The 24,384-nt window shown below is 42.5% G+C and carries 19 protein-coding genes and 1 tRNA gene; 15 read left to right on the plus strand and 5 right to left on the minus strand.

Annotation, left to right across the window (positions count from 1 at the left end; all coding sequences use genetic code 11):
• Nucleotides 1–690, plus strand: coding sequence for a YgaP-like transmembrane domain (locus BLW16_RS02635; RefSeq protein WP_090554884.1), 690 nt, complete (start codon nt 1–3; stop codon nt 688–690).
• 25 nt (nt 691–715) lie between these two features.
• Here the strand turns inward: BLW16_RS02635 and BLW16_RS02640 are convergent, their stop codons facing one another.
• Complete coding sequence (locus tag BLW16_RS02640; protein WP_090554887.1) at nt 716–1,201, minus strand: DUF5362 family protein; 486 nt, start codon at nt 1,199–1,201, stop codon at nt 716–718.
• 131 nt (nt 1,202–1,332) lie between these two features.
• Between BLW16_RS02640 and ychF the strand changes: the two genes are divergently transcribed.
• The 3 genes from ychF (at nt 1,333) to BLW16_RS02655 (ending at nt 4,451) form a co-directional block, all read left to right on the plus strand.
• Nucleotides 1,333–2,427: a redox-regulated ATPase YchF gene (gene ychF, locus BLW16_RS02645; RefSeq protein ID WP_090554890.1), complete on the plus strand. Its 1,095-nt coding sequence runs from the start codon at nt 1,333–1,335 to the stop codon at nt 2,425–2,427.
• 146 nt (nt 2,428–2,573) lie between these two features.
• A complete protein-coding gene (locus BLW16_RS02650; RefSeq protein WP_090554893.1) occupies nt 2,574–3,350 on the plus strand; it encodes an SDR family NAD(P)-dependent oxidoreductase in 777 nt (258 codons plus the stop codon).
• Between the two features lie 294 nt (nt 3,351–3,644).
• A complete protein-coding gene (locus BLW16_RS02655) occupies nt 3,645–4,451 on the plus strand; it encodes a phytanoyl-CoA dioxygenase family protein (RefSeq protein ID WP_090554896.1) in 807 nt (268 codons plus the stop codon).
• 238 nt (nt 4,452–4,689) lie between these two features.
• Here BLW16_RS02655 and mgtE read toward each other — a convergent pair whose 3' ends face one another.
• Both mgtE and BLW16_RS02665 read right to left on the minus strand, forming a co-directional pair.
• Nucleotides 4,690–6,063, minus strand: coding sequence for a magnesium transporter (gene mgtE / locus BLW16_RS02660; protein WP_090554899.1), 1,374 nt, complete (start codon nt 6,061–6,063; stop codon nt 4,690–4,692).
• A gap of 122 nt (nt 6,064–6,185) precedes the next feature.
• Nucleotides 6,186–6,734, minus strand: coding sequence for a TetR/AcrR family transcriptional regulator (locus tag BLW16_RS02665; RefSeq protein ID WP_090554901.1), 549 nt, complete (start codon nt 6,732–6,734; stop codon nt 6,186–6,188).
• Between the two features lie 283 nt (nt 6,735–7,017).
• Between BLW16_RS02665 and BLW16_RS02670 the strand changes: the two genes are divergently transcribed.
• The 7 genes from BLW16_RS02670 (at nt 7,018) to BLW16_RS02705 (ending at nt 15,872) form a co-directional block, all read left to right on the plus strand.
• Entirely contained in the window at nt 7,018–7,737 is a 720-nt protein-coding gene (locus BLW16_RS02670) for a LytR/AlgR family response regulator transcription factor (protein ID WP_175470461.1), read from the plus strand.
• Nucleotides 7,738–8,090: 353 nt separating this feature from the next.
• The gene (locus BLW16_RS02675) at nt 8,091–9,050 is read left to right on the plus strand and encodes a sensor histidine kinase (RefSeq protein ID WP_175470462.1); all 960 of its coding nucleotides are present in this window, start codon (nt 8,091–8,093) and stop codon (nt 9,048–9,050) included.
• A 64-nt stretch (nt 9,051–9,114) separates the two neighbouring features.
• Nucleotides 9,115–11,934: a lantibiotic dehydratase gene (locus tag BLW16_RS02680; RefSeq protein WP_090554909.1), complete on the plus strand. Its 2,820-nt coding sequence runs from the start codon at nt 9,115–9,117 to the stop codon at nt 11,932–11,934.
• A 185-nt stretch (nt 11,935–12,119) separates the two neighbouring features.
• The gene (locus tag BLW16_RS02685; protein WP_139298241.1) at nt 12,120–12,647 is read left to right on the plus strand and encodes a hypothetical protein; all 528 of its coding nucleotides are present in this window, start codon (nt 12,120–12,122) and stop codon (nt 12,645–12,647) included.
• A 453-nt stretch (nt 12,648–13,100) separates the two neighbouring features.
• Nucleotides 13,101–13,838 (plus strand): GntR family transcriptional regulator, encoded by a 738-nt coding sequence (locus tag BLW16_RS02695; protein ID WP_090554917.1) that lies wholly within the window; start codon nt 13,101–13,103, stop codon nt 13,836–13,838.
• Between the two features lie 205 nt (nt 13,839–14,043).
• A tRNA-Arg gene (locus tag BLW16_RS02700) sits at nt 14,044–14,118 on the plus strand.
• Between the two features lie 641 nt (nt 14,119–14,759).
• Nucleotides 14,760–15,872, plus strand: a complete 1,113-nt coding sequence (locus BLW16_RS02705) for an acyltransferase family protein (protein WP_090554919.1) — start codon at nt 14,760–14,762, stop codon at nt 15,870–15,872.
• 393 nt (nt 15,873–16,265) lie between these two features.
• Here the strand turns inward: BLW16_RS02705 and BLW16_RS02710 are convergent, their stop codons facing one another.
• Nucleotides 16,266–16,466: a hypothetical protein gene (locus BLW16_RS02710; RefSeq protein WP_090554922.1), complete on the minus strand. Its 201-nt coding sequence runs from the start codon at nt 16,464–16,466 to the stop codon at nt 16,266–16,268.
• A 357-nt stretch (nt 16,467–16,823) separates the two neighbouring features.
• Here BLW16_RS02710 and BLW16_RS02720 point away from each other — a divergent pair, with 357 nt between their 5' ends.
• From BLW16_RS02720 to BLW16_RS02730, 3 genes are all read left to right on the plus strand, one after another.
• Entirely contained in the window at nt 16,824–18,452 is a 1,629-nt protein-coding gene (locus BLW16_RS02720) for a sodium/sugar symporter (RefSeq protein ID WP_090554927.1), read from the plus strand.
• A 36-nt stretch (nt 18,453–18,488) separates the two neighbouring features.
• Nucleotides 18,489–19,361: an inositol oxygenase family protein gene (locus BLW16_RS02725; RefSeq protein ID WP_090554929.1), complete on the plus strand. Its 873-nt coding sequence runs from the start codon at nt 18,489–18,491 to the stop codon at nt 19,359–19,361.
• A gap of 321 nt (nt 19,362–19,682) precedes the next feature.
• On the plus strand, nt 19,683–21,626 hold the full coding sequence (locus BLW16_RS02730) for a non-ribosomal peptide synthetase (protein ID WP_090554931.1): 1,944 nt from the start codon (nt 19,683–19,685) through the stop codon (nt 21,624–21,626).
• 7 nt (nt 21,627–21,633) lie between these two features.
• Here the strand turns inward: BLW16_RS02730 and BLW16_RS02735 are convergent, their stop codons facing one another.
• Nucleotides 21,634–22,488 carry a lysophospholipid acyltransferase family protein gene (locus BLW16_RS02735; protein ID WP_090554933.1) on the minus strand — a complete coding sequence of 285 codons (855 nt, stop codon included), beginning with the start codon at nt 22,486–22,488 and terminating at the stop codon, nt 21,634–21,636.
• 340 nt (nt 22,489–22,828) lie between these two features.
• Here BLW16_RS02735 and BLW16_RS02740 point away from each other — a divergent pair, with 340 nt between their 5' ends.
• Nucleotides 22,829–24,379: an acetolactate synthase large subunit gene (locus tag BLW16_RS02740; protein WP_090554936.1), complete on the plus strand. Its 1,551-nt coding sequence runs from the start codon at nt 22,829–22,831 to the stop codon at nt 24,377–24,379.
• Nucleotides 24,380–24,384: the final 5 nt, after the last annotated feature.

The raw sequence follows: 24,384 nt of genomic DNA on the forward strand, positions 1-24,384 counted from the left end.
ATGGATACGCATCAGACCAATCTGAAATTACGTTCCGGTAATTTCTCGATAGAGAAAAAGCAGTACGAAAATGTAGGACTTACAGAACGTTTTGTTTCTGTATTTGCAGGGGCTGTCCTGCTCAGTAAAGGATTGAAGAATCCTTTTAAGCCTAAGTTCCTGTATGGTGCCTATCTGACCTACCGCGGATTTACCGGCCGCTGCCTTGTTTACGAACAATTGGACATAGACAGTACCAAACCCCAGGCTGTGAATATCCGCGGAGAATTTGTGATTGACCGCCCTGCGGCCGAAGTATACAGTTACTGGCGGAACCTGAACAACCTGCCTGCAAGTTTAAACCACCTCTTTGATGTTAAAATGCTGAGCGAAAATCTTTCCCACTGGAAAAGCAGGGTACTGGGGAGCTTACTTCCTTTAGACTGGCAGGCGGAAATCGTGAAAGACGAACCGGGCCACCTGATTGGATGGAAATCAACAGGTTCAGTATTACAGCATGTGGGAAAAGTAGAATTTGATGAAACACCTGACGGAACAGGTACACTGCTGAAGATCGTTCTTTCCTATCACCCACCTGCAGGCGGAGTGGGAATTGGACTGGCAAGATTATTCAATCCTTATTTCGAGTATTTGCTGACCAGGGAAATCAAGACCTTTAAACATGAGATAGAAAGTCCCGCAAGGTACTAACCCTCCTGTCAAGATAACGGCGGGCTTAACGGCCCGCCACCGCTACACCCACCACTGCCATAAAAATGATCATGATGGCATAGAATGCGATAAAAATTATGGTGATGATCCCCCAGAACTTAAAGAAAGATTTTATTTTGCCCATTGCCACCGAAAGGCTTTCCTGATCACCAAATAAAACCGCCTGGTTGGTCGCAGCAGAGAATTTATACAAGAGGAAACTTGGGTAGAACTGGAAAATTGCAAACAGCAGATAGATGATAGTAAGGCCTGCTGCACCGACCTTCATCAGCGGATTATTAGGACTTACAGCAGATACTGAATTTAAAACTGCCCCTGCACCAAAAGCTCCAATGGCTGTCATGCCAGCAAATACAAATCCTACAATAGATAAAAACTTAGTCCATTTGGCAGCTTCATACAGGTAACTGCGCACATCCTCTGAAACCCATAACGCCTCCACTTCATCCTCCTGCGGGGAAACCGGTTCTATTTCTTCAAAGTTGTCCATAATGCTGGGATAGATTAAAATATATTTTTAAGTTGTTAAACATAATGAATATTTGGGTGTGCCGCAAGTTTATTGTACTGGGCATTTAAAAAAATTGGTACCTTTGCGGCAAATCAAGAAAATAATCATTCATGGCATTACAATGTGGTATAGTTGGTTTACCAAATGTTGGAAAATCTACCCTATTTAACTGTTTATCAAACGCAAAAGCTCAGGCTGCAAATTTCCCTTTTTGCACAATTGAACCTAATATCGGTGTGATCACCGTACCTGATGAAAGACTAACCAAACTTGAAGAGCTGGTGAAGCCTAACCGCGTGGTACCAAACACGATAGAGATCGTGGATATCGCGGGTTTGGTGAAAGGCGCATCAAAAGGTGAAGGACTTGGCAACCAGTTTTTAGGCAATATCAGGGCTACGAATGCAATCATACACGTTTTACGTTGTTTTGATGATGGAAACGTGATCCATGTTGACGGCTCGGTTGATCCGATCCGGGATAAAGAGATCATAGATACCGAATTACAGCTGAAAGATCTGGATACTGTAGAAAAACGAATTCAGAAAGTTGAAAAAATAGCTAAAACCGATAAAGAAGCAAAGCGGACATTTGAGGTTTTAAGTGTGATCAAACCGCACCTGGAAAGTGGAAAATCAGTACGCTCTGCGCCTTTGGACAAAGATGATTTCGACTTTATTGAGGGCCTGGGCTTATTAACCCAAAAACCGGTAATGTATGTATGTAATGTTGATGAGAACTCTGTCATCAACGGCAATGCTTATGTAGACCGTGTGAAAGAAGCCGTAAAAGATGAAAATGCCGAGGTATTGATCATTTCTGCGAAAATAGAATCAGAGATCGCCGAACTGGAAAGCTATGAAGAACGCATAGAATTTTTATCTGACCTGGGACTGGAAGAATCCGGTGTAAACAAGCTAATCGTTGCTGCTTACCGTTTGCTGGACCTGTATACATACTTTACTGCAGGCGTACAGGAAGTAAGGGCCTGGACAATTACCAAAGGTTTTACTGCTCCGCAGGCAGCCGGCGTAATCCACACAGATTTCGAGAAAGGCTTTATCCGTGCTGAGGTGATCAAATATACTGACTTCGTCACGCTGGGCTCTGAGAACGCCTGTAAAGATGCCGGTAAGTTAGGTATCGAAGGAAAAACATATGTAGTGGAAGATGGCGACATCATGCACTTCCGTTTCAACGTATAAGAATTAACTCCGGTTAGTTGACTGAATCATACAAACCCGGCTTACAGCCGGGTTTGTTGTTGAAGGCCAATATCTATACTCAGCTTCACAATGGATTATGATTTGCCAATTAAAGCTGTTACTTTACTAAAGTAAATTTACCGCTCATGACTGAATACGCTCTCATCACAGGTGCCAGCAAAGGCATTGGAAAATCAATGTCGCTACTGCTTGCCAAAGCTGGTTACAATTTAATGCTGGTCGCCCGTTCCAGAGCGGACCTTGAAGACCTTTCGTTCAGCATTCAAAAAGAATATAACGTTAAGGTGGTATTCCTGGCAATTGATCTTTCAGCTAATCATGCGGCTGAAGAAACGGCCAAATGGTGTAAAGACCAAACTTCATCATTATCCATCCTGATCAACAACGCAGGTTACGGGTTATGGGGGTACTTTGCCGACCTTCCGTTAAAAGACCAAATGAATATGCTGCAATTGAATATCAGTACAGTGGTAGAACTTACCCACCATTTATTGCCCCTGCTGAAACAGCAAAAGCAGGCATACATACTCAATATAGCAAGTACTGCTGCCTACCAGGCACTGGCTACCCTGTCTTTATATGCGGCCAGTAAAACATTCATCTTAAATTACAGCAGAGCAATAAGATTTGAATTAAGGCACTCCCCTGTTTCAGTGAGTTGCCTTTGTCCCGGCCCTACCGATACAGGTTTTGCAAGCCGCGCAGGATTGGACGTATTTGCAGACCTGGCAGAAAAATTTAATATGTTGCCCGATGAAGTAGCAAAGACCGGCCTGAAGGGCATGTTTAATAAAAAGGCCGAAATCATACCTGGTTTTTTACACAGACTTTCCTCTTTTGGAGCAAGGCATCTGCCAAAGGCAATAGTTGAACGGATTGGCGCCGGATTGTATACCAGGTAGCCAGCTGACACATAAAACGATATCTCCAAAAAATAACTAAAATAAAATTTGTTTGGACAAATATTTTACTACATTTGTAATGTCTACTAAATAAGTATACTTTATTTCAAATGGCAAATCACAAACATATCCATCGCGCATCCTCCATGCGAATGTCCTTTTCACAAAGGGCTGTTTGTTGCTGTTGTTGTATTTAATCTCTATCTCTCTTATTGATTAATTATTCATCCCACAGGCCCGGTACCCAGGCTTGAGGTATTCTTCACCGTATTTATTACGTTAAAAACTACAGTCATGGACAACTCATATGCAAAATTCACTTTAGGCAATCACATTACAGCCGAACAAAAAGATTTCTTCAATCAGAATGGATTTATTCATTTCAGGAATTTCATCAAAAAAGAAACCGTAAACGATATCATCAATGCTTCCTTACAGGTACAGCAGCAATGGATAACGGAGCAAAAAGTCAAGATAAACGGAATACCTGTCAAATATGGGAAAGACCTGGACGGCACGCCCATCGTACAGCGCTTTGCCTTTATCAACCAGCACCATCAACTATTCGAAGGACTGACACATGACCCGAGATTCGAAATACTGCTGGACCTTATAGGGCCAGGGGCAAGGCTTGGAACGGAAGAAAAGGATGGAATGGTACTGAACCACTACATAAACGGGCTTCAAAGTAAGTTTACCCAAATGGGATGGCATACCGATGGCCTGAGGGACATCTTCCAGGGACAAAAACTAAATCCTATGCTTAATGTAGGCATACATCTCAGCAACGTAAAACCAGAGAATGGGGGTTTGAGAGTATTGCCGGGAACACATAAACAAAGTTTGTACAATATGCTGTTCAGAAAACGGTACTTTTTAGATAACAAATGTGACAGCCAGGAAATTGCCATTGTTCCTGAAGCGGGGGACCTGACTATACACGACGGCAGGTTGTGGCACCGGGTTGCACAGTCTTCAGTAACCGGAGAAGAGAGCCGCAGAAGGGTGATTTACCTGCCCATTATAGCGGGCAAATTCGAGCCAAAAAATGAAAAGAGCCCAACGGCATTTTATCAGCGTTTTGCAGGTTTAGTTAAATAATAAGACCATGTTAATCGCAATCATTGTCACCTACCTCGTACGTTCAGGAAAACTTGCCGGGATCAGAAAACAGAGCAGGGTATTCAGATATTTTACCAGGACAAAACCGGTTCGCTGTTAGTATACATATATGTATAGATATCTTTATACTTAAATACCTATAAATAAAGACGCCTTTCTATATCTGTACTTAAGGCATAGAAAGGCGGAATATTATTTGATCAGAATAAACTGATTTTTAGAGCAATACGCCGGTCAGGAACATTACAGCAACTGAAAAATAAATGATCAGTCCGGTTACGTCCACCAGTGTAGCCACAAAAGGGGCAGATGAGGTTGCCGGGTCGGCCCCAAGTTTTTTAAGCAGCAGGGGCAGCATAGAGCCGGCCAGTGACCCCCACAATACGACCCCTACCAGCGCAATACCAACGGTTATGCCTAAAAGTGCCCAGTGTGGCCCATATAAATCGGAGAACAGCGTCCAGGTGAAAATCCTTAAAAACCCGATTGTGCCCAGCACAATCCCCAGCATTAATCCGGAGATCAGCTCCCTCCGCATGACGCGCCACCAGTCGCCGATGGTGATCTCCCCGAGGGCCATCGCCTGGATAATTAAAGTGGAGGCCTGAGAACCGCTGTTTCCCCCGCTGGAGATGATCAGCGGAACAAACATCGCCAGTACCACTGCTTTGGCAATATCTGCTTCAAAATGTGCCATGGCAGTTGCCGTTAACATTTCACCGAGAAAGAGCACCACCAGCCAGCCTATTCTTCTTTTAAACAATCCAAAGATCGGCATATCAAGATAAGGTTCATCCAGCGCCTGGGTACCCCCGATCTTGTGCATATCCTCGGTATATTCTTCATTTGCAATCCAAAGGATATCATCTACGGTAACAATACCTAAAAGTACATTGTTATCATCCGTAACGGGCAGCGCTACCCTATTGTTCATCCTGAAAACGTTGATTGCTTCTTCCTGCGGGTCATTTGCATTCAGTGCGATGGAGCGGTTATCCGTAAGTGCCACAATGGGTACTCCGGGATCTGCAAGCAGGATCTCCCGGATTCTGATATCATCCAGCAGGATCCCGTTTTCATCGATCACATAAATCACATCAATGGTCTCGGAATCTTTACCATATTTCCTGATATGCTCTAAAACCGTCTTAACAGTCCAGTCTTTTTTTACAGCAATATAATCCGGCGTCATTAAACGGCCTACACTATCTTCTTTATACCCAAGTAACGATAGCGCTTCTACCCGGTCTTTTGCTGGTAAAAGGATGATCAGCTTTTTTACAGCGTCTCCTTTTAACTCAGAAAAAAGGGAGGTCCTGTCATCCGGGGGAAGCAGGTTGATCAGCTCGGCAAGCTTTTCTCCGGGAAGCTTTTTAATGATCTTCTCCTGTGTTGGAAAGTCCAGGATCCTGAAAACATTTACGGCCCTTTTAACGGATAATGTATTGAGGAAGGTAACTGCATATTGAGGAAGATCGTCTATCAGATGTTCTACATCTGATATATTGAGTGCATCTAAATAATCCCTTAATTCCCCCTCAGCATTACGCTCAATTAGTTCGATAACTTCGTTAATAACCTTTTCTTCCATAAATACCGCTTTAATTTTTTACATCTTCTATTGCTTTTCCAAGATTGCAAAAGTGATGTTTTATTTTTAGAAACGCATTACAGAAAGAACAAAATAAATAGGATATCAGAACCTCCGGCGCATTACCATAAAGTCCACTTCACAATCTGCCTGATCGACTGTAATAAGTCAGTTTTACGCAGGGAACTACCAGAATCAGGAGAATTATTTATTCCCTGCTCAGTTAGGATCAGGTGGTCAGTTCCTGCAAGAAGCAGCGTAGAGACCACGTTGAAATAGGTTGGCTGATCAGCAGTATTTTCTTCCCACATCGTAGTGTTCAGCTTCACATTGTGATTCGAGATTTCGTTTACCAGCATCGCTTCCGTCTTACAATGGTTATAAAAATTGGTAAATTGTTCAGCTAATACTTTACACACCTGTTCGCGCATTGATAAATGTAAAGCTTCAGCATCGCCCTCATCGGATACGCGGTTCTTCCAGAAATCCATTTCCAGTATATACGCTCTCAGTAACTGATTAAAGTTACCGAAATACCTGTAAATGAGAATCTTGGAAACTGCAGCGGTCTTTGCTACTTTATTTACACCCAAGCCGCAAAATCCGTCATTTCTGATAATTTTACCTACAGCATCAAGCAGCTTACGTTTTGTATTTTCTTTGTTTTTCATACAGATTATATTTGTTTTCCAGAGGATGTTAAACCGCAATAAGCTTCCTGCATCTAAAGCAAAAAGCTTACTACGGCTTCATAGGTAGATATTTGGTTTTTTGTTCGTTTAATAACTACAAGGTATCACAGTTGCCCAAATCAGGGTAATAACTTATATGAAACATGTAAAATATTATATGAGCAAGCAATATTTAACAAAACATGACCTCTTTATTCTTATACGTTGTATCTTTATGTAAGTTGTTAATTGATTGCCTACATAATAAAATATCCTTATGATAATGAGCTGTATTGTCATTGATGATGAACCACATGCTATTGATGAGCTATGCGATTTAATCGCCCAGGTACCACATTTAAATCTACTGTCAACGTTCTCTGACGCCAGGCAGGCTATCGCCTATTTGCAGGAAACAGGTCATGCAGACATTATTTTCTCAGATATCAGCATGGCTGTTCTGAATGGAATAGATGCCGCAGATATACTGAACAATTACTGCCACTTCCTGGTCTACGTAACTGGCTACAGGGAATACGCACCGGAAGCATTCGGAGTAAAAGCTGATGGCTATCTGCTGAAGCCGGTTAGCTATATGTCTTTCAGGCAACAGGTGGAAGACCTGATCAGTAAATTCCAGGATATCCTTAAGCTGCAGCGTGATGAGAATCAATTCCTGTTCATTAAGGGCGGGCAAAAAAGCAGTTACATTAAAATCAGGTACAGTGATATTGTTTACATCGAAGCAATGCTGAATTATATCATGATCCATACCACAACCGGTCATGAGATTACGTACATCGGTTTGAAGGCAATGGAGGATAAACTGCAGTTGATGGATGTCTTTTTCAGGGTCAATAAATCTATTATCATCTCTCTGCATTACCTGGACCGTGTAGATGGAAATATTGCAAGACTGGCAAACGGGAAAAGTTACCAGATAGGTGAAAAATACAAAAGTGTGTTTCTTGAATTTTTGAAGAAACACACTTTGAAATCTTAATCAGTTTCTAATCATTCCTCGGAGTAATTGACGTGTTTGGCGTTGTAATTGAAAAGGATGTATTCTGATCTGAACTGATCAACAATCCACTCCTATTCAATTGATTTTTAAATACAAACACTGTCTTTTTTGCTAATTTGAAATTTCTTTTACTTAGGTTCATAACTATGGTTTTAAAATGATGAACCCAATAGTATATATGAAAAAAAATTTCTTACATTTTATTATATTACATGGCTGGTTTATTATATGAAATACGGTTAATGATCTCTAAATCAGATATAAAGAGCAAATACGGAATTCATATTCTGTGCTGGTTAATATTTGCCTTTTACGAGATATCAATGACATCCATGGTAACTACATTACTACCACTTGTCGTGTATCTTTTATTTTATTCCCTAAATATTTCACTGTTCTATTTCCATTCGGGTGTAGTATTGAAGAGGGCATACACTAAAAAAATTCTGGATATATTATTATATATCCCTTTACTGACGATTCTTGAATTAGCAGTTTATTTCGTTCTGACTTATTTGATTACGCTGCTTTTTAAAAAAATGGGTTACGCGTACTACCAGGAAACCTTTCTACAGCGCAGATATCTTTTAGTCACGTTGTGGAGAGGTATTTACTTTATTTTATATGGAACAGGCTATCATTTTCTATTAAGCTATTATCAGAAAAAGGAAAAAGCTTTCACGCAGACCATCGAAAATGAAAAACTAAAAAACGACCTGCTCCGTGCAGAACAGGATTTTCTCAGGGCGCAGATTAATCCGCACCTGCTTTTCAACACCCTGAGCTTTATCAAGTATGCCGCAAAGAAGAATCCAGGTGAGGCTGATGAAGCTGTAATGAGGTTATCAGGCATTATGGGTTTTGCACTCGACAACAATACACACATGATCAGGCTGACCAAGGAACTGGAACAGGCGGAGAATATTATCGGGCTCAACCAGTTGAGATTTAATCATCAACTGCACATCAGCTATATCACGCAAATAGAGAATAAGCAGGCGACCATTATCCCGATAGTCTTACTTACACTCATAGAAAATATTTTTAAGCATGGCAATCTTATGGATGAAAGATATCCTGCCGAAATTTATATAAGATCTACAGACGAATACATCATCCTGCAAACCAGTAATCTGCCAGCTCAGAACAGCAATGCCGTCAGCAACAATAAGGGACTGTTAAACATCAGTTCGAGGCTCAGCCAGACCTATAAGGAAGGTTATGAATTCTGTCACGGCATGACAGATAATTTATTCAAAGTTTATATAAAAATTAATATCAGAAATAATTAAACTGAATATCAGAAATCATATCTTTAATATTCAATATATTAACATTGAAACTGATTTTGGAAAGATGAAATTATCTCTCTCAACCACTACGATTTGCCGTACGCCAAGGTTCTTCTGCCATGAAGAATTAGGTAATGTATGGGCTGAACTAAAAGTTTATATCCATGAATCATCACCTGCATTTTTTGAGGTAATTAAAGATCATGACTATTCGGATTTACCGAATCTGGAACCAAAGATCAGGTTTACCATATGGAAATATTTTAACCGGGCAAAGTTCAGGGCAACTCCATATGGCAATTTTGCAGCATTTTCCCTGGTTCCGCTGATAAGGGAAAACCGGTCAGAGCAGGTGATCCTTTTTGAAAAAACACTTGTACACCGCTTTCCCAACTGGCAGGAAAAGGAACACATTAATTTTGATCCGGAATTTCTGAGCAGCAATGCACTATACGTAAGGACAAATACCAGTAGTTACCTGTGTAATCAGGACCTGCGTTATATAAATATTGAAAACGGTAGTTTCGAGCTGTCAGCTATTCCGGCTGAAACGACCACAATGGAAACCTTAAAATTCTGCCGCACGCAGCGCATGCTCTCACAAGTGCGTGATTTTCTACAGGCCACTTATCATTTAAACCCGTTCCTCAGCAATTATTTTATCGAACAACTGATTGGCACGCAGCTTTTAATCACCGACTTACAGCCCAACATTACCGGAACAGATTACTTCAGCCGGATCAGTTATCCCGTTATAGAAAAGAAAAATGATTATATCATTGCGGAGAGAAAAAGAGCTTCAGGACACCTCTCAGAAAAGGAACTCCATATCATTCCGGAGCTGGTAGATTTCCTCAGCAAACATCTGGATCCTGGTAAGAGCAGGTCGCTGGATGATTTCAAAATGAAATTCAGTAAAAGATTTGAGGACAAAAAGATCCCCTTACTCGTAGCAATGGATCCTGAAATGGGCATTGGCTACAGGTCGCTCACCCAATATAAGGAAGAAGATCAGCTGATACAGGAACTTAAAACATACCGGAAACAGCGGCAATCCCTGGCTACATTGGACTATTCCCCTCTCCACCAGTTTCTCCTGAACGGGATGATGCAGCAGAAAACCGTGCAATTGGAAGAATTTAAAGATGCGGGACAGGAAGATGTGCCAGATGTTGCAAATACACTGAGTGTAATGCTGCACTACGCCAATGACCTTCTGGTTGTAGATCAGATCGGCGGGTGCACAGCAAATGCACTTCTGGGTCGGTTTTCTATCGCCAATGGCGATATCACCACCCTTGGAAAGAATTTTGCACATGCAGAACATGAAGCTAATCCGGGCGTACTGTTTTTTGATATTGCTTATCAAATTGAAAAGAATGCAGATAATATCAACCGCAGGGAATCCATTTACCCTTACGAATTACCTATCCTAAGCTGGTCGGAAAGCGGCGGGATCATTGACCCGGATGATATCCTGCTCAGTGTTAAGGGAGATGAACTTATCCTCCACTCCCGGAAATATAAAAAGCGTATCGTTCCAAAACTTGCCTCTGCATATAACTATTCACGGTCGGATTTGTCAGTATACAGGTTCCTTTCAGATCTTCAGCATCAGAACTTACATTCTCAGTTAACGCTGAGCCTGCCGGACATGTTCCCCGGGCTTCTGCATTATCAGCGGGTACAGTATAAACACGTGGTATTGTCTCCCGAAAAATGGTTAATTCCGCAAAATGTATGCAGTGCTGCCGGTCAAAAAGATGCGCTGAATGCATTGATGCAATGGCTGGATAAGATCGGACCGGAGGCCCCGTTTAAATGTGGTTTTGCCGATCAGACACTGGTCTTTAATCCCGGTTCGGAAGAGGATATGCAGTCTTTCCTGTTATTCTGTAAAAACAAAACAGATATTTATATCGAAGAAACATTCTTATCCGGCACGCAACTGATCAATGATGAATATGGCAAGCCCTATCTGTCTGAATTTATCATCAGCCTGGAACACCGGAAGCAGCTTTATGCCCCTTACCCAATGGAACAAGAGAAAAAACAGCAGCCTGTTAAAGATACTTTTCTGCCCGGCCAGGACTGGCTCTATTTTGAAATCTATTGCCAGCCTTCCAACAGCAACCTTATTTTGCAGACTATCGCCCGGAATTACCTCACTCCTGCAAAAAAGAAACTGAAAGACTGGTTTTTCATACGTTACGGTGACCCGTCTTACCACATCCGGTTGAGGGTAAAACTAAAGGAAACAGCAGATATTGCCAAACTCGTCTCCAACCTTTCTGCGGTACTGGCTCCATATGTTGAAACCAGCATGATATCAGACCTGCAGCTGAAAACTTACCGCAGGGAAATAGAACGCTATGGCCCTGGAAGAATAGAGCTGACAGAACGATGTTTTGGCAACAACAGCAGGCTGATCTTATCCCTGATCAAAAGACCGGCGCCGGTACATTGGTTTTATTATTTATCTATCTTTCTGCTGGAGCAGGTAATGGAAACCGGGGGGTTCAGTACACAGGAACAGCTCAGGTTTGTAGAAAAAATGGCGGGCTTATTTGCTGCAGAAATGAATATTCCACCGGAAGGATTTAAAAAGGTAAATCTGGGATATAAAGAGTTCACAACTGATGCCGGAACCATGCAAATCAATAAGGCGCAGCAAAAAAAGATCGCTGAAACATCCCGGTTTTTTCTAAAAGTATTAGAAAAATGTACAGCATCGGAAAAGGAAAAAATGCTTTCCGACTTGTTTCATATGCATACAAACAGGCTTTTCAGCAATGACCAGCGTATGCACGAGATGATCATGTACTATTATCTGACAAAAAAAATAAAGACTAAACTGGGCCGGCTTCAGCAAAGTGCCAAATGAGAAAAAATTTGCACCAATTGCCTGAACAGCATAAAATTATTTTCAAAATATTCTTGACATTGAACAAAATTACTATTTTTACATCAGTGGTAACATTGCAGTGTTAGTTACAGGCTGATTACTGCGAACAATGGATGATTATGAAACCTTCAATCAAAAATTATTTTAACGTTCCATCTTTATTGATGACAAGCTTAGAAGCAATAGAGCGCTTTCAATCGGCACACAAGTTATACCTGAAAACAGACGACGAGGAGTCGAGAAACTCTATGGCACAGGCACTGCAGGCAGTAAAATTGCTGCAAAAAGACCTGTCTGTACCTGATGAGTCGGCAGACAAGATCAGGATCGCGTTTCTTAAACAGGTTATTGCCCTCGAAGAAAAGATCAACACGATCCATCTTGATGACCTTTTCCCTGACCTTTACCGGGACAGCGAAACACCCTTCCGCTTGTTGACAGATATCATTGAAAGCTTCAAAATAACACTGTTATCAAAGGGGGAATCACATCCTTTTATTGAACTTTCCACCAGCAGCAATGAATGGAAAGACCATGGGGTAATCGCATTTTGCAGAGATGTAAAAAACAGTTTACAGGATGTAAAATTCAAGAGCTTATGGGATGCTCTCCAAACTTATCAGAAAAACAAAACACAACTCAGCTATACTTTTGAGATCTTATCGATGACCGGAAATTTAGGTAAACATTGATTATACTGATAGCGGCAAGTTGCCTGTCGCTGTCAGTATAGGATACAAATGTTAGTGTGCAGGAGAAATGCTTTCAAGGCCCCGGTTCCTGTTGCGCCCGTATTTGTTTTCCCTTGATACATTTGGATCTTCAATAGCAAAACTTTTTTCTCATCCTCACAGCCCGTTGGTCTGCACTTCATTTCTGCCGCTAAACAGCGACGCCATGTGTTTATAAATATAACTATGTATAAACATATATAGAATTTATTTTCCATCTGTAATTTCAGTATAGGTCGGAATTCAATTAAACAAGCGATTATAAGTAAATAAGGCGCCTAAAAAGTGAGCAGTCAATTTTAACATGTACGGACATAATATACAAAGAACAGAAATTACAATATGTTTTAAATAGGATTATCAAGATTTATTTGCGTAATTTGAACAAGCGCGGTCACCTATCATCACTTAGTAATGAAGTTTAAACTCAATCATAAAAGCAATATTTCCCTACATGTACAGACAGAAGAATTATTAAGGAAAATCCTTGATGATCCTGAATATGACAACGGGAAGCTTTTACCCAATGAAGTGGACCTGGCCAAACAGCTTGCAATTTCAAGAACTACACTCAGACAGGCCATCAGTAAACTTGTTTATGAGGGGCTACTGACACGAAAAAAAGGTGTTGGTACTAAAAAAGCATCCAGATCAGTCAGTTCAAAATCAAGAAACTGGCTTAGCTTTACGCAGGAAATGGAAGCCAGGGGCATACCCATCAAAAATTTCGAATTGCACATCAGCTGGGTATTTCCTGAGGAGCCTGTAGCGGGCTTTTTTGGCATTGGTACAGAAACCAAGGTACTAAAAATGATAAGGCTCAGAGGAACTACTGCAGGGCCAATCGTATATTTCATTTCTTACTTCCATCCACGCATCGGGCTCAGCGGCGACGAAGATTTCAAAAGGCCTTTATATGATATACTGGAAACAGACTACGGCTACAGGGCCGAACTGTCAAAAGAAGAAATCAGCGCCAGGGCTGCCGATAAATTCATTGCCGAAAAACTGGAAGTCGAAGTAAACAGCCCTATTTTTTTTAGAAAACGATTTGTATACGACCAGGCCGACCGTCCTATTGAATACAACCTGGGTTATTACAAAGCAGATAGTTTCACCTATACTTTAGAGAGCAGAAGAGAAAGCCAATGATTCCCGTATGCACATCATACCACTCATAAAAACCTTTGTTTGCAGGCACGCGGCTAATCATTGGGAGCAGTTCAGCATGGGCCTCAAGCATCAATCCGTACTTAAGCCTGTGGAAACAGGGTTAAAATCTGTTTCTGCGGAGATCTTCTTGCTATTTTAGAAAAATCCATAAAATAAGTACATAATTTCCTATCTTCGCCGAACTGTCTCCGTAGTTCAATGGATAGAATTTTGGTTTCCGGTACCAACGATGGGGGTTCGAATCCCTTCGGGGACACCATACGGGACAAGCTATCAAAATCATAGTTTGTCCCGTTGTTATTTCCACTTAAACATTTGTTTAACAGCGATCTCAAAAGAGAGCCTTCATTCATTTTAGGTGTTCGATAAGTCGTTCCGATAGTTCAGATGATATAATTTTAGTGGTATTCACTCTTTTTCTGTCAGACATTCACCTTGGACTTCGTTATATATAGCTTCAGAAAATTGATTGGAAGCTTGATAGATGGTTTAGTTTCTCCTGGAATTCAAAGCTTCAAACTTATAGAAACCATTTTGAATAAATACTATCCCTCAAAAAAAAGAGACATTGAATATGATGATGCAATGGCTAAATTGACTGCTTCTCTTTAAAAGGATTATCAACCTACTCCTGCGGAAATATTCCTACTACTGCACAAAATGCCAGCAAACTCCGGAAATAAAAAAGGTCAGGTGTTTAAAGTTTCTAATGATGTTGTTGAAGTAAAGATGTTTTTAGAAAGAATGCTTAAAGAAAAGTAACTGATGCTGTATCTTGTCCGCGTTCTGCGGATGGCTGACCAGAAATTTTGATTGAATCAATAATTTAGATAGCTTGCGGCAACAGCTAATCTGGCATTACCGCCACATTGAACTCATTCCGACAGGATAGACATTAAAATGGATACGAACAAACCCGCGGCTATAATTCTTCAAACAAAACAGCATTTCGAAATTCTCGACGGACTAAGGGGCTTTGCCGCCCTGGCAGTTGTAACGTTTCATTTTATGGAGTGGGCGTATACCGATTCCAGCCAGAACTTTATCGGACATGGTTTTTTAGCCGTTGATTTCTTCTTCTGCCTTTCGGGATTTGTGATCGGATATGCCTATGATGATCGTATAGCAAAAACGGGCGTTCTCAACTTCTTTGTATCAAGAATCATCAGGCTGCACCCACTTGTTGTAGCTGGATCGGTACTGGGTCTGCTGGCATTTTTGTTCGATCCGTTTGGCGGCCATCTGGAATTGTACAGCAGCGGCAAAATCATTTTGACTTTTTTCTGCTCCATACTCCTTATTCCCTTACCTGTAATAGAAGACCGTGGTTTTAACCTGTTCAGCTTCAATGCGCCGGCCTGGTCATTGTTTTGGGAATATATTGCCAATATTGTTTACGCTTTTGTGCTTTATCGAATTGGCCGCAGCTATCTGCTGCTGTTAACAATACTCTCGGCCCTGGGCATTTGCTATGTAGGTTATCATTCAGGCAATTTATTAGGTGGCTGGAGCGGCCCAACCTTTTGGGATGGAGGGGTCAGGATATCGTATTCTTTTTTAGCAGGGCTGCTGATTTACCGTTACAACTGGATCATCAAAAACAAGTTGGGGTTTATCGGCCTGGCTATATTATTACTCCTGGCCTTTATCATGCCTGCCTCCCCGAAATGGAACTGGTTCTCCGAACCTCTGGTAGTGCTGTTCTACTTTCCCTTGCTGATCGCTTTGGGCGCAGGGGCTACGTTAACAACCGGTATTAAAAAGATTTGCATTTTTTCGGGAAAGATCTCCTATCCATTATACATGACGCATTATGCCGCGTTATGGATGTTCGGTAATTATTACATCAGCCATAAGCCAGGCATTTTGCAATTGACCCTCATCATCATAGCCGGGATAATCCTGCTGGTTGGAGCAGCGTACCTGGTGATGGTAATTTACGATATCCCTCTAAGGAAATATTTAACCGGCAAACGGAAGGAAAGGCTTGCAAAACAAAAAGCAGTGGCCTAGCAAAAGCAACAATCCAGCAGAGCATAGTTAAAACCGGCTTCTGGGTGATTTGTAATAAGCCTGAGACGATTATTAACAGAGAATACAAAGATTTCATGATGCTATATTTGGTATAGCAATATTACGAGATAATATCGCAAATGCAAATGAAATCGATTTAGCAATTTTAAGAACAAGAAAGTAATAACTTATCCGGAAGATAAATCAACGTTGCGGCCGGGGGGAAATACGGGCTGATGGGAGCAACGGATGGGGTTACATCTTTCAAATATTGCAGAAAAACTCAAGCAATGTATGGCATATCAGGATAAATACCAGCGAAATATAGATAAGAAAGCCATAATCCCTGTCTTCTCCGGCCGAAGCTCTTCTAAATAGGTACATTTTTTTCATTTAACCGGCTACAGATAAATAATAACTCATCAGATCAGTCAGATCTTCAGACTGAAGCGCTGAACTTCCTTTGGCAATGGCCTTAATATGTTCGGCGATGGCTTCTTCCTTAAGCTGATCTGTATTATTCTGTTTTTCCGCCGAATTCCTGCAAACGGCGAACGGATAGCTATGTTGATGTTGGTTGAAGAATGTTTTCATATCAGTTGTTTAAATTTGATAATACAAATATATGCCGGTTCAGCACGCAAAAAATTGCAATAATCGAAGCAATAATTGCAAAATTCAAACAAGATGATTATTTTTTTTATGGCTTCGATCTTCCCCGGAAAAGCAGAGTCTCCATCCGGACCGGTCATTTTGAGGTCGGCCACATCTTGGCTCTCCATCATATGCCCGAAATAATCCGGCCGCCTGCTGCTCCATACCACAGCGCTGTTCCTGATGGTTATAATTAATTTATACATTATTATAAGGAATCGTCATATTTGTTAATCACTAAATATTGATGAACACAGCTGTCTGAAATCAATCAGACAGTTATTTACCAAATTTTACATGAATCATTTATCAGTCTACGATTACGTCGTTTTTTTAATCTACTTCATTATCGTATCCGGTTATGGGTACTGGGTATACTGGAATAAAAAAAAGACAGGCACCAGTACAAAGGATTACTTCCTTGCGGAGGGCTCGCTGACATGGTGGGCTATAGGCGCCTCTATCATCGCCTCTAACATTTCGGCAGAACATTTCATCGGAATGTCCGGCTCCGGCTTTGCCATGGGGCTCGCTATTGCCAGTTACGAATGGATGGCAGCAGCTACCTTAATTATCGTAGCTGTGTTTTTTCTGCCCATCTATCTGAAGAACAAAATATATACTATGCCCCAGTTTTTATCGGGCAGGTATAACAATACAGTAAGTACACTGATGGCCGTTTTCTGGTTGTTGGTATATGTTTTCGTCAATCTGACCTCTATCTTTTTCCTGGGTGCCATTGCCATTGAAACCATCACCGGCATCCCGTTTAACGTCTGCATCATCGCGCTGGCCGTATTTTCAGCACTGATCACGCTGGGCGGAATGAAAGTCATCGGTTATACCGATGTGATCCAGGTATTTGTGCTGGTAGCCGGCGGATTGGTTACCTGTTACATGGCACTGAACATGGTATCTGACAAGTTCAGCATCAGCACTGTTATGGGAGCACTACCCGTATTAAGGGCCGAGGCCGACGATCACTTTCACATGATCTTTTCAAAAGGGGATAAATTCTACAGTGAACTGCCGGGAATAGCTGTGCTTGTAGGAGGCCTCTGGATCAACAATCTGAATTACTGGGGATGTAATCAGTACATTGTGCAAAGGGCTCTTGGAGCAGATCTGAAAACGGGCCGCAGCGGGCTGTTATTTGCCGCTTTTCTGAAGATGCTCATTCCGGTGATTGTTGTTATACCCGGCATCTGCGCCTGGGTACTTTATCAGAAAGGCTATTTCCACAGCGAAATGATGGATGCTTCAGGTACAGTGAAACCTGATCATGCTTATCCTGTACTCATGAACTTATTGCCTACAGGACTAAAAGGATTAGCCTTTGCAGCACTGACAGCGGCGATCGTAGCCTCCCTTGCAGGGAAATGCAATAGTATAGCTACGATCTTTACCCTCGATATTTATAAAAAATTTATCAACGAAGGCGCTTCGGAAAAAAAGATGGTAAACGTAGGCCGCTGGTCTGTAGTGGTGGCATCACTCATCGCGATCGTTATCGCCCCCGCACTGCGCAGTTTTGACCAGGTGTACCAGTTTATCCAGGAGTATGTAGGTTTTATCTCCCCTGGGGTGTTTGCCATCTTCCTGTTGGGTTTCTTCTGGAAAAGGACAACGTCAAAAGCAGCGCTTACGGCTGCATTGCTTACTATTCCTTTATCAACTTTATTTAAATTCCTGCCGGAGATCAGCAGTGGGGCAATGGAGCCAATCCCGTTCTTAAACCGCATGTCATGGGTGTTCTGTATCATTATTGCGGTTATGATCGTTATTACTGCTACAGACCCCAAAAGCAAAAACAATCCCCAGGGATTAGAGATAGATACGAAAATGTTTAAAGTTAGTCCGTCATTTATGGTGGCCTCGGTAATTATTTGTGGCATACTTGCTGCGTTGTATACCGTGTTTTGGTAGTAATTAATTAAATTATCAACAATAAAACTAAAGAATATGAAAGCGTTAAGCAAAGAGGAGATCTCTCCATTGTCTAGCCTCGAAGAGTGGGAAGATGATGTGCTGAAGCGGTACCCTGAACCAGGTACCCCGGCAAAAAGCAAAGAAGAATTCAGGAATTATGATAGTCCGGAAATTGATACTGTACGGGAATTCTATCGCCTCAACCATAAATATCAGACCTATGGCAATGTGCTCGCAAAAAAAGCGAGTTTCCTGAAGTTTGATAAGATGGAAATGCCCTGGTGGTCGGCAATGGAATACCTGAATACACTGATCGATGATTCGGACCCGGATATTTCGCTCGACCAGTTACAGCACCTGCTGCAAACAGCTGAAGCGATCCGCGCAGACGGGCATCCGGACTGGTTTGTCCTGACAGGATTTATACATGACCTGGGTAAGGTACTTTGCCTGTTTGGTGAACCCCAGTGGAACGTTGTCGGTGATTCATTCCCTGTGGGATGCAGGTTTTCTGATAAGATCGTCTATCCGGAATTCTTTGCCGATAACCCGGACAGTAAGGATGAAAGGTATAACACAAAATATGGTGTCTATACCCATCAGTGCGGACTGGACAATATACATATGTCATGGGGACATGATGAATATCTATACCACATCACCAAAGACTATCTCCCTGAAGAAGCCCTATACATGATCAGGTATCATTCCTTTTACTCACAGCACAGGGAGCATTCCTATGATCACCTGTTGAATGCCCATGACCAGGAGATGTTGAAATGGGTGGATAAATTCAATCCGTACGACCTGTATTCCAAAAGTCCTAAACCACCCGTAGTATCCGAACTTAAACCATATTATGAAGATCTGATCGCCAAATATTTACCGGCAACAGTTAAACTCTGATATGCAGCTTATACTAAACCTTTTCAGCCAGCTATATTTCATTCACATTCATATATAGCTGGCTATTCCCTCTAAAAGAAAAGCCTAAAAGCATCCTGTAACAACATTATTTGACATTAAAATGTCGCAATTATACTGTTATATATGGTCAAATGAAATTTTCGGATTTGTAAATTTGAATATTAATAGTTGTTAATAATGGTTGCTTTTGATAATCGCACAGGTGGAAATGCAGCTCCTGCTACCGGAGACCATTACCATGGAAGCCCGGATTAACCTGCGGCCCCGCCAACCTTTTTATTCTTTTCTATCCCTTAAAAAATGAATTATCCTTCTACACTTATACAAGCACTAAATAACCAGACAAATTCATCCCGGGCCATACATTATATTAGGGCTGAGCAAAAGGAACACAGCATCACCTATACCCGGCTCCGGGAAAGAGCCCTTGGCCTGTTGCATCATTTTCAGCAATCCGGAGTTTCCAGGGGTGATCAGATGGTGCTCATCACCCAACGGAATGAAGCCTTCCTGGAAGCATTCTGGGCTTCATTATTCGGAGCTGTAACTGCCGTTCCCCTATCTTTCGGCATCTCTGATGAACACAAATGGAAACTGTTCCGTATCCTGAGACAACTCAGCCGCCCCTGGATAGTCATTGACCAGGCCAATGTGCTGCGTCTTGAGAAATTTGCCGAAAGCAATGGTCTTGAAAGCGAATGGATGCAGGTGAAAGACCGCCTGTTCATGGTTGAACAGATTCCGAATTTCACAGCAGCGGGAACGACGGAAGAAATTGACAGGGATGAAACGGCATTCATCCAGTTCTCATCCGGTACAACAAGCGACCCAAAAGGCGTAGTACTTTCACACCGGAACCTCGTAACCAATATTATTGGGATTGGTGAAGGAATGAAGATCAGTGAGCGGGATACTACTTTCAGCTGGATGCCGCTCAGCCATGACATGGGCCTGATCGGATTTCACTTGACACCGTTATTTTTTGGGATAGACCAGTATATCATGCCTACTGAAATATTCATACGCAGGCCCGTGTTATGGCTTGAGAAGATCAGCCAGCCGAATATAACAGTAACCTGTTCTCCGAATTTCGGGTATCAGCACTGTCTCAATGCCTGGGCACCTGCTCATGCCGGCAAGATCATCCTGGCACATATCAGGCTGATCTTCAATGGAGCTGAACCTATTTCCGTGTCTCTTACAGAACAGTTTCTGCAGACCTTTGAACCCTTCGGACTGAAACGCGAAACGATGTTCGCCGTTTATGGCCTTGCCGAAGCAAGCCTTGCAGTAGCCTTTCCCGAAGCCGGAAAACCTTTAAAGCAGGTCATGCTGAGCCGCCACCATTTATCGACAGGGGCACAGGTTGTGGCCGACGCATCGGGTATTGTGTTTATGGCAGAGGGAAAAGCCGTACAGGGCTGTGAGATAAGGATTACCGATGGAGAAGGTAATACACTGGCCCCAAATACAATTGGCCATATCGAAATCAGGGGAGATAATGTTACCAAAGGTTACCTGAACCTGCCTGAGCTGAATGCAACGCTCATTCAGAATGGATGGCTGACTACCGGCGATCTCGGCTTCATCGATAATGACCAGGACCTGGTGGTAACGGGCAGGGAAAAAGATATCATCTTCGTGAATGCCCAGAATTATTACCCGCATGACCTTGAAATTATTGCAGAGAAGAACCTGTCCATAGAGAAAGGAAAGATTGCCGCCTGTGGCGTCCGCAATCCCGGAGATATCCAGGATCAGGTCATTTTGTTTGTACTGCACAAAGGAGCCCTGGAAGGGTTTACACCTCACATCCAGGCTTTAAAACGAACCATCACTGAACAGGCCGGACTTGAAGTTGCAGAGGTTATCCCTGTGGCTAAACTCCCAAAAACTACCAGTGGGAAGCTGCAGCGCTATCTACTGGGTTCAAGGTATTTGGATGGAGAATTTAACGATACCATTCAGCAGATGCGTTCTTACACCCAAACCCTGTCGGCAAAAAATGGCAAAGCCCCGGCAGAAAGGATTGAACAATTTCTAAAAGGCCTTTGTGATGAGCTGATCCCTGAAAAACAGATCCTGCCAGATGACAATATCTTTGAGATGGGCACTACATCCCTCTTACTTGCCCAGCTCTTTCAGCGTATTGATGAAGCCTATCCGGGCAAACTGGAGATCACAGATATTTTTGATTATCCGACATTGAGCAAGCTGGCTGCCCATATCCACAGTAAAGAATAAGGCCATTTTACTCATATGCCCCCCGCTGGTATTTCCAGCGGCGGTGGCTCCATAACCATCCGTCAGGGTTAGCCCTGATCAGCTGCTCTGCGCGCTGCACGTATGCCGGGAGGATCTGGTTCTCCTGATAATTATAGGGCGGCTGCGCAATTTCCTCCAGTTTAACTTCATAATACCCTCTTTTCACTTTGTGTACCGCCATAAATACGACAGGCAGTTTGGTAATCTTGGGCAGGGACTCTGCGCCCATAAAAAAAGCAGTGTCCTGGTTCAGGAAAGTAGTCCAGTATTTATGCTGATTATCTTTGGCTGGCATCTGGTCTGCCACCAAGCCAATGATCCGCTGTTCTTTAATGCGTTTTGCAACAACCGGCAGGGTTTCATCCTTCGGTATAGGCAGCCCGCCAAACCGGGACCGCGTCCGGAGGATAAATTCTTCTACCTTTTTATTACTGACAGGTGTGTAGACCGCATCAACCGGCACCTTAAACCTCAAACTGCCGGCCAGCAGCATCCATTCCCAGTTAAACTGGTGGGTTGCCATCGTAATTACTGACTTCCCCTGCTCCAGGTGTTTATCCAATACCCCCGTATTCACGAATCTGACTCTCTTTTCCAGCTCTCCGGCACTCATTTCAGATGCCCTGAGCGTTTCTACCAGCCAGTCAGTCAAATTCAGATAGAACTGCCTGGTCAGCTTTCTGATTTCCCTGTCATCTTTTTCAGGGAAACTCTGCTGCAAATTTGTGAAGATCACTTTATACCTGTACCTGATTACATGGTAGGCAAAAAAAGCAACGATGCCCGAGATAACATATAAAACTGATAAAGGCAACTTTGCCATTCCCCGCAATAAAACCATAACACATTAATGAGTAATCATCAATAACAACTTACCATTTATAAAATTATTATTCAATGATTAAAATATCAAACGATATTCTGCACTAAATGCAATAATTACGTTACAAACATAAATCCCACATTTACCAAAACGTAATTCTGACGCGCAAAGGCCGTAATCAATCACTTTTTTTCCTATTTTTAACTGAGAAATATCATATTAAAGAATTTTACACAACAAATTAATAATTTAACGAGACTCCATTCGTTTACTATTGAAAAATATTTAATAAAAAAATCCAAAAAAAATTAATCTGCTATCTCTTACAGAGAGATAACGGGACGATAATGATAAAAGCATGAATGGAGCAGAGATTTTGGTAAAAACACTTATTGATAATAATGTAGAAGTTTGTTTCGCAAATCCAGGACCGTCAGAAATACACCTCGTTGCCGCGATAAAAAACTCGGAAAAGATCCGTCCTGTACTGGCCTTAGTTGAAGGGGTGGCCACAGGAGCCGCGGATGGTTACGGAAGAATGGCAGGAAAGCCCGCTATTACCATGCTGCACTTAGGCGTAGGGTTAATGAACGGATCCACAAACCTCCATAATGCAAAAAGGGCAAAAACCCCGTTATTGAATATTGTAGGCGATCATCCTGATACTCATCTTCATTACGATGCACCTTTAACAACTGATATCAGAGCTATTGCAGCCCACACATCAGACTGTGTATACCGTGTATCAAATATACGCACCCTGGGGTCAGACACGGCGAGAGCTCTACAGGCCACAGCTGAAAACAACGGACAGGTGGCCACGCTGATCCTGCCTGCAAATGTAGCCTGGGAGGAAGGTGCCGTACCTGCCTCAACACTTCCGAAAAAACAGAAAGCACAGGTAGATGAACAGATCGTTAAACAGGTACGTGATGCCTTTAAAAAGAGAACCAGAATCGCCTTGCTATTAAGAGATGAAGCACTTAAAGACAATGGATTGCGCAGGGCAGGTAAGATAGCAGAGGCTACCGGAGCGCGCTTGTTCTCTGATACCTTTTACCCCAGAATACAAAGGGGCGCCGGCTATCCCATGGTGACGCGCCTGCCATACCACACGGAAGATGCACTGGCTGTCCTGAAGGAAATCGATGTACTCATTCTCGTTGGCGCACAGCCACCGATATCTTTTTTCGCCTACCCCGGAGGGAGCAGTTCCTCTCTGCCTGCCACCTGCAAAGTGATCACGCTCTCCCATCCGCATGAGGACGGTCCTGCGGCCCTGGAAGTCCTTTGCTCGCTGTTAAACGTTCATGAGGGCAATAAGGGACTGATCACAAAACTCGCATTGCCGGACCTTCCGAAAGAAGGGCCGCTTACGCCTGAGGGCGCAATGCGCATCATCGGACGTTTGCTTCCGCCGCAGACGGTCATATGCGATGAATCTATCTCTTCAGGTCTTCCTTATTACGCGCTTACGGCCGCCGTTCAGCCGCACGATATGTTACAGCTCACAGGCGGTTCTATTGGCTGTATGCTATCCGCAAGTATAGGCGCAGCCATTGCCTGCCCTGATAGAAAAGTGTTATGCCTTGTGGGGGATGGTAGTGCAATGTATACCATCCAGGCCTTGTGGACTATGGCACGGGAAAACCTGGATATTACGATTGTAGTGTATTCTAACCGCAATTATGCTTTTCTGGAACAGGAAATGGAACTGATGCATGTGGTGACAAAAAAAGTAAAAAAACCGCCTATGCTGTATCTGGGCGATCCGGATCTGAACTGGATTAAGCTCTCGCAGAGTATGGGTATTGAAGCAGCGCAGGCGGAAACCACAAAAGAGTTTTACGCTTTGTTTAAAACGGCCATGTCCGGAAAAAGGCCGTTTTTGATTGAAGCAATGATTTGATGATC

The organism is Pedobacter hartonius (genome assembly GCF_900107535.1).
GTDB lineage: Bacteria > Bacteroidota > Bacteroidia > Sphingobacteriales > Sphingobacteriaceae > Pedobacter > Pedobacter hartonius.

Bases quoted from the DNA above. Each gene is read 5' to 3' on its own strand.
- BLW16_RS02635 (WP_090554884.1), top strand. From the start codon at position 1: ATGGATACGCATCAGACCAATCTGAAATTACGTTCCGGTAATTTCTCG.
- BLW16_RS02705 (WP_090554919.1), top strand. From the start codon at position 14,760: ATGGATACGAACAAACCCGCGGCTATAATTCTTCAAACAAAACAGCAT.
- BLW16_RS02680 (WP_090554909.1), top strand. From the start codon at position 9,115: ATGAAATTATCTCTCTCAACCACTACGATTTGCCGTACGCCAAGGTTC.
- BLW16_RS02670 (WP_175470461.1), top strand. From the start codon at position 7,018: ATGAGCTGTATTGTCATTGATGATGAACCACATGCTATTGATGAGCTA.
- mgtE (WP_090554899.1), bottom strand. From the start codon at position 6,063: ATGGAAGAAAAGGTTATTAACGAAGTTATCGAACTAATTGAGCGTAAT.
- BLW16_RS02640 (WP_090554887.1), bottom strand. From the start codon at position 1,201: ATGGACAACTTTGAAGAAATAGAACCGGTTTCCCCGCAGGAGGATGAA.
- BLW16_RS02655 (WP_090554896.1), top strand. From the start codon at position 3,645: ATGGACAACTCATATGCAAAATTCACTTTAGGCAATCACATTACAGCC.
- BLW16_RS02650 (WP_090554893.1), top strand. From the start codon at position 2,574: ATGACTGAATACGCTCTCATCACAGGTGCCAGCAAAGGCATTGGAAAA.
- BLW16_RS02710 (WP_090554922.1), bottom strand. From the start codon at position 16,466: ATGAAAACATTCTTCAACCAACATCAACATAGCTATCCGTTCGCCGTT.
- BLW16_RS02735 (WP_090554933.1), bottom strand. From the start codon at position 22,488: ATGGTTTTATTGCGGGGAATGGCAAAGTTGCCTTTATCAGTTTTATAT.
- BLW16_RS02720 (WP_090554927.1), top strand. From the start codon at position 16,824: ATGAATCATTTATCAGTCTACGATTACGTCGTTTTTTTAATCTACTTC.
- ychF (WP_090554890.1), top strand. From the start codon at position 1,333: ATGGCATTACAATGTGGTATAGTTGGTTTACCAAATGTTGGAAAATCT.
- BLW16_RS02730 (WP_090554931.1), top strand. From the start codon at position 19,683: ATGAATTATCCTTCTACACTTATACAAGCACTAAATAACCAGACAAAT.
- BLW16_RS02695 (WP_090554917.1), top strand. From the start codon at position 13,101: ATGAAGTTTAAACTCAATCATAAAAGCAATATTTCCCTACATGTACAG.
- BLW16_RS02740 (WP_090554936.1), top strand. From the start codon at position 22,829: ATGAATGGAGCAGAGATTTTGGTAAAAACACTTATTGATAATAATGTA.
- BLW16_RS02665 (WP_090554901.1), bottom strand. From the start codon at position 6,734: ATGAAAAACAAAGAAAATACAAAACGTAAGCTGCTTGATGCTGTAGGT.
- BLW16_RS02685 (WP_139298241.1), top strand. From the start codon at position 12,120: ATGACAAGCTTAGAAGCAATAGAGCGCTTTCAATCGGCACACAAGTTA.
- BLW16_RS02725 (WP_090554929.1), top strand. From the start codon at position 18,489: ATGAAAGCGTTAAGCAAAGAGGAGATCTCTCCATTGTCTAGCCTCGAA.
- BLW16_RS02675 (WP_175470462.1), top strand. From the start codon at position 8,091: ATGGTAACTACATTACTACCACTTGTCGTGTATCTTTTATTTTATTCC.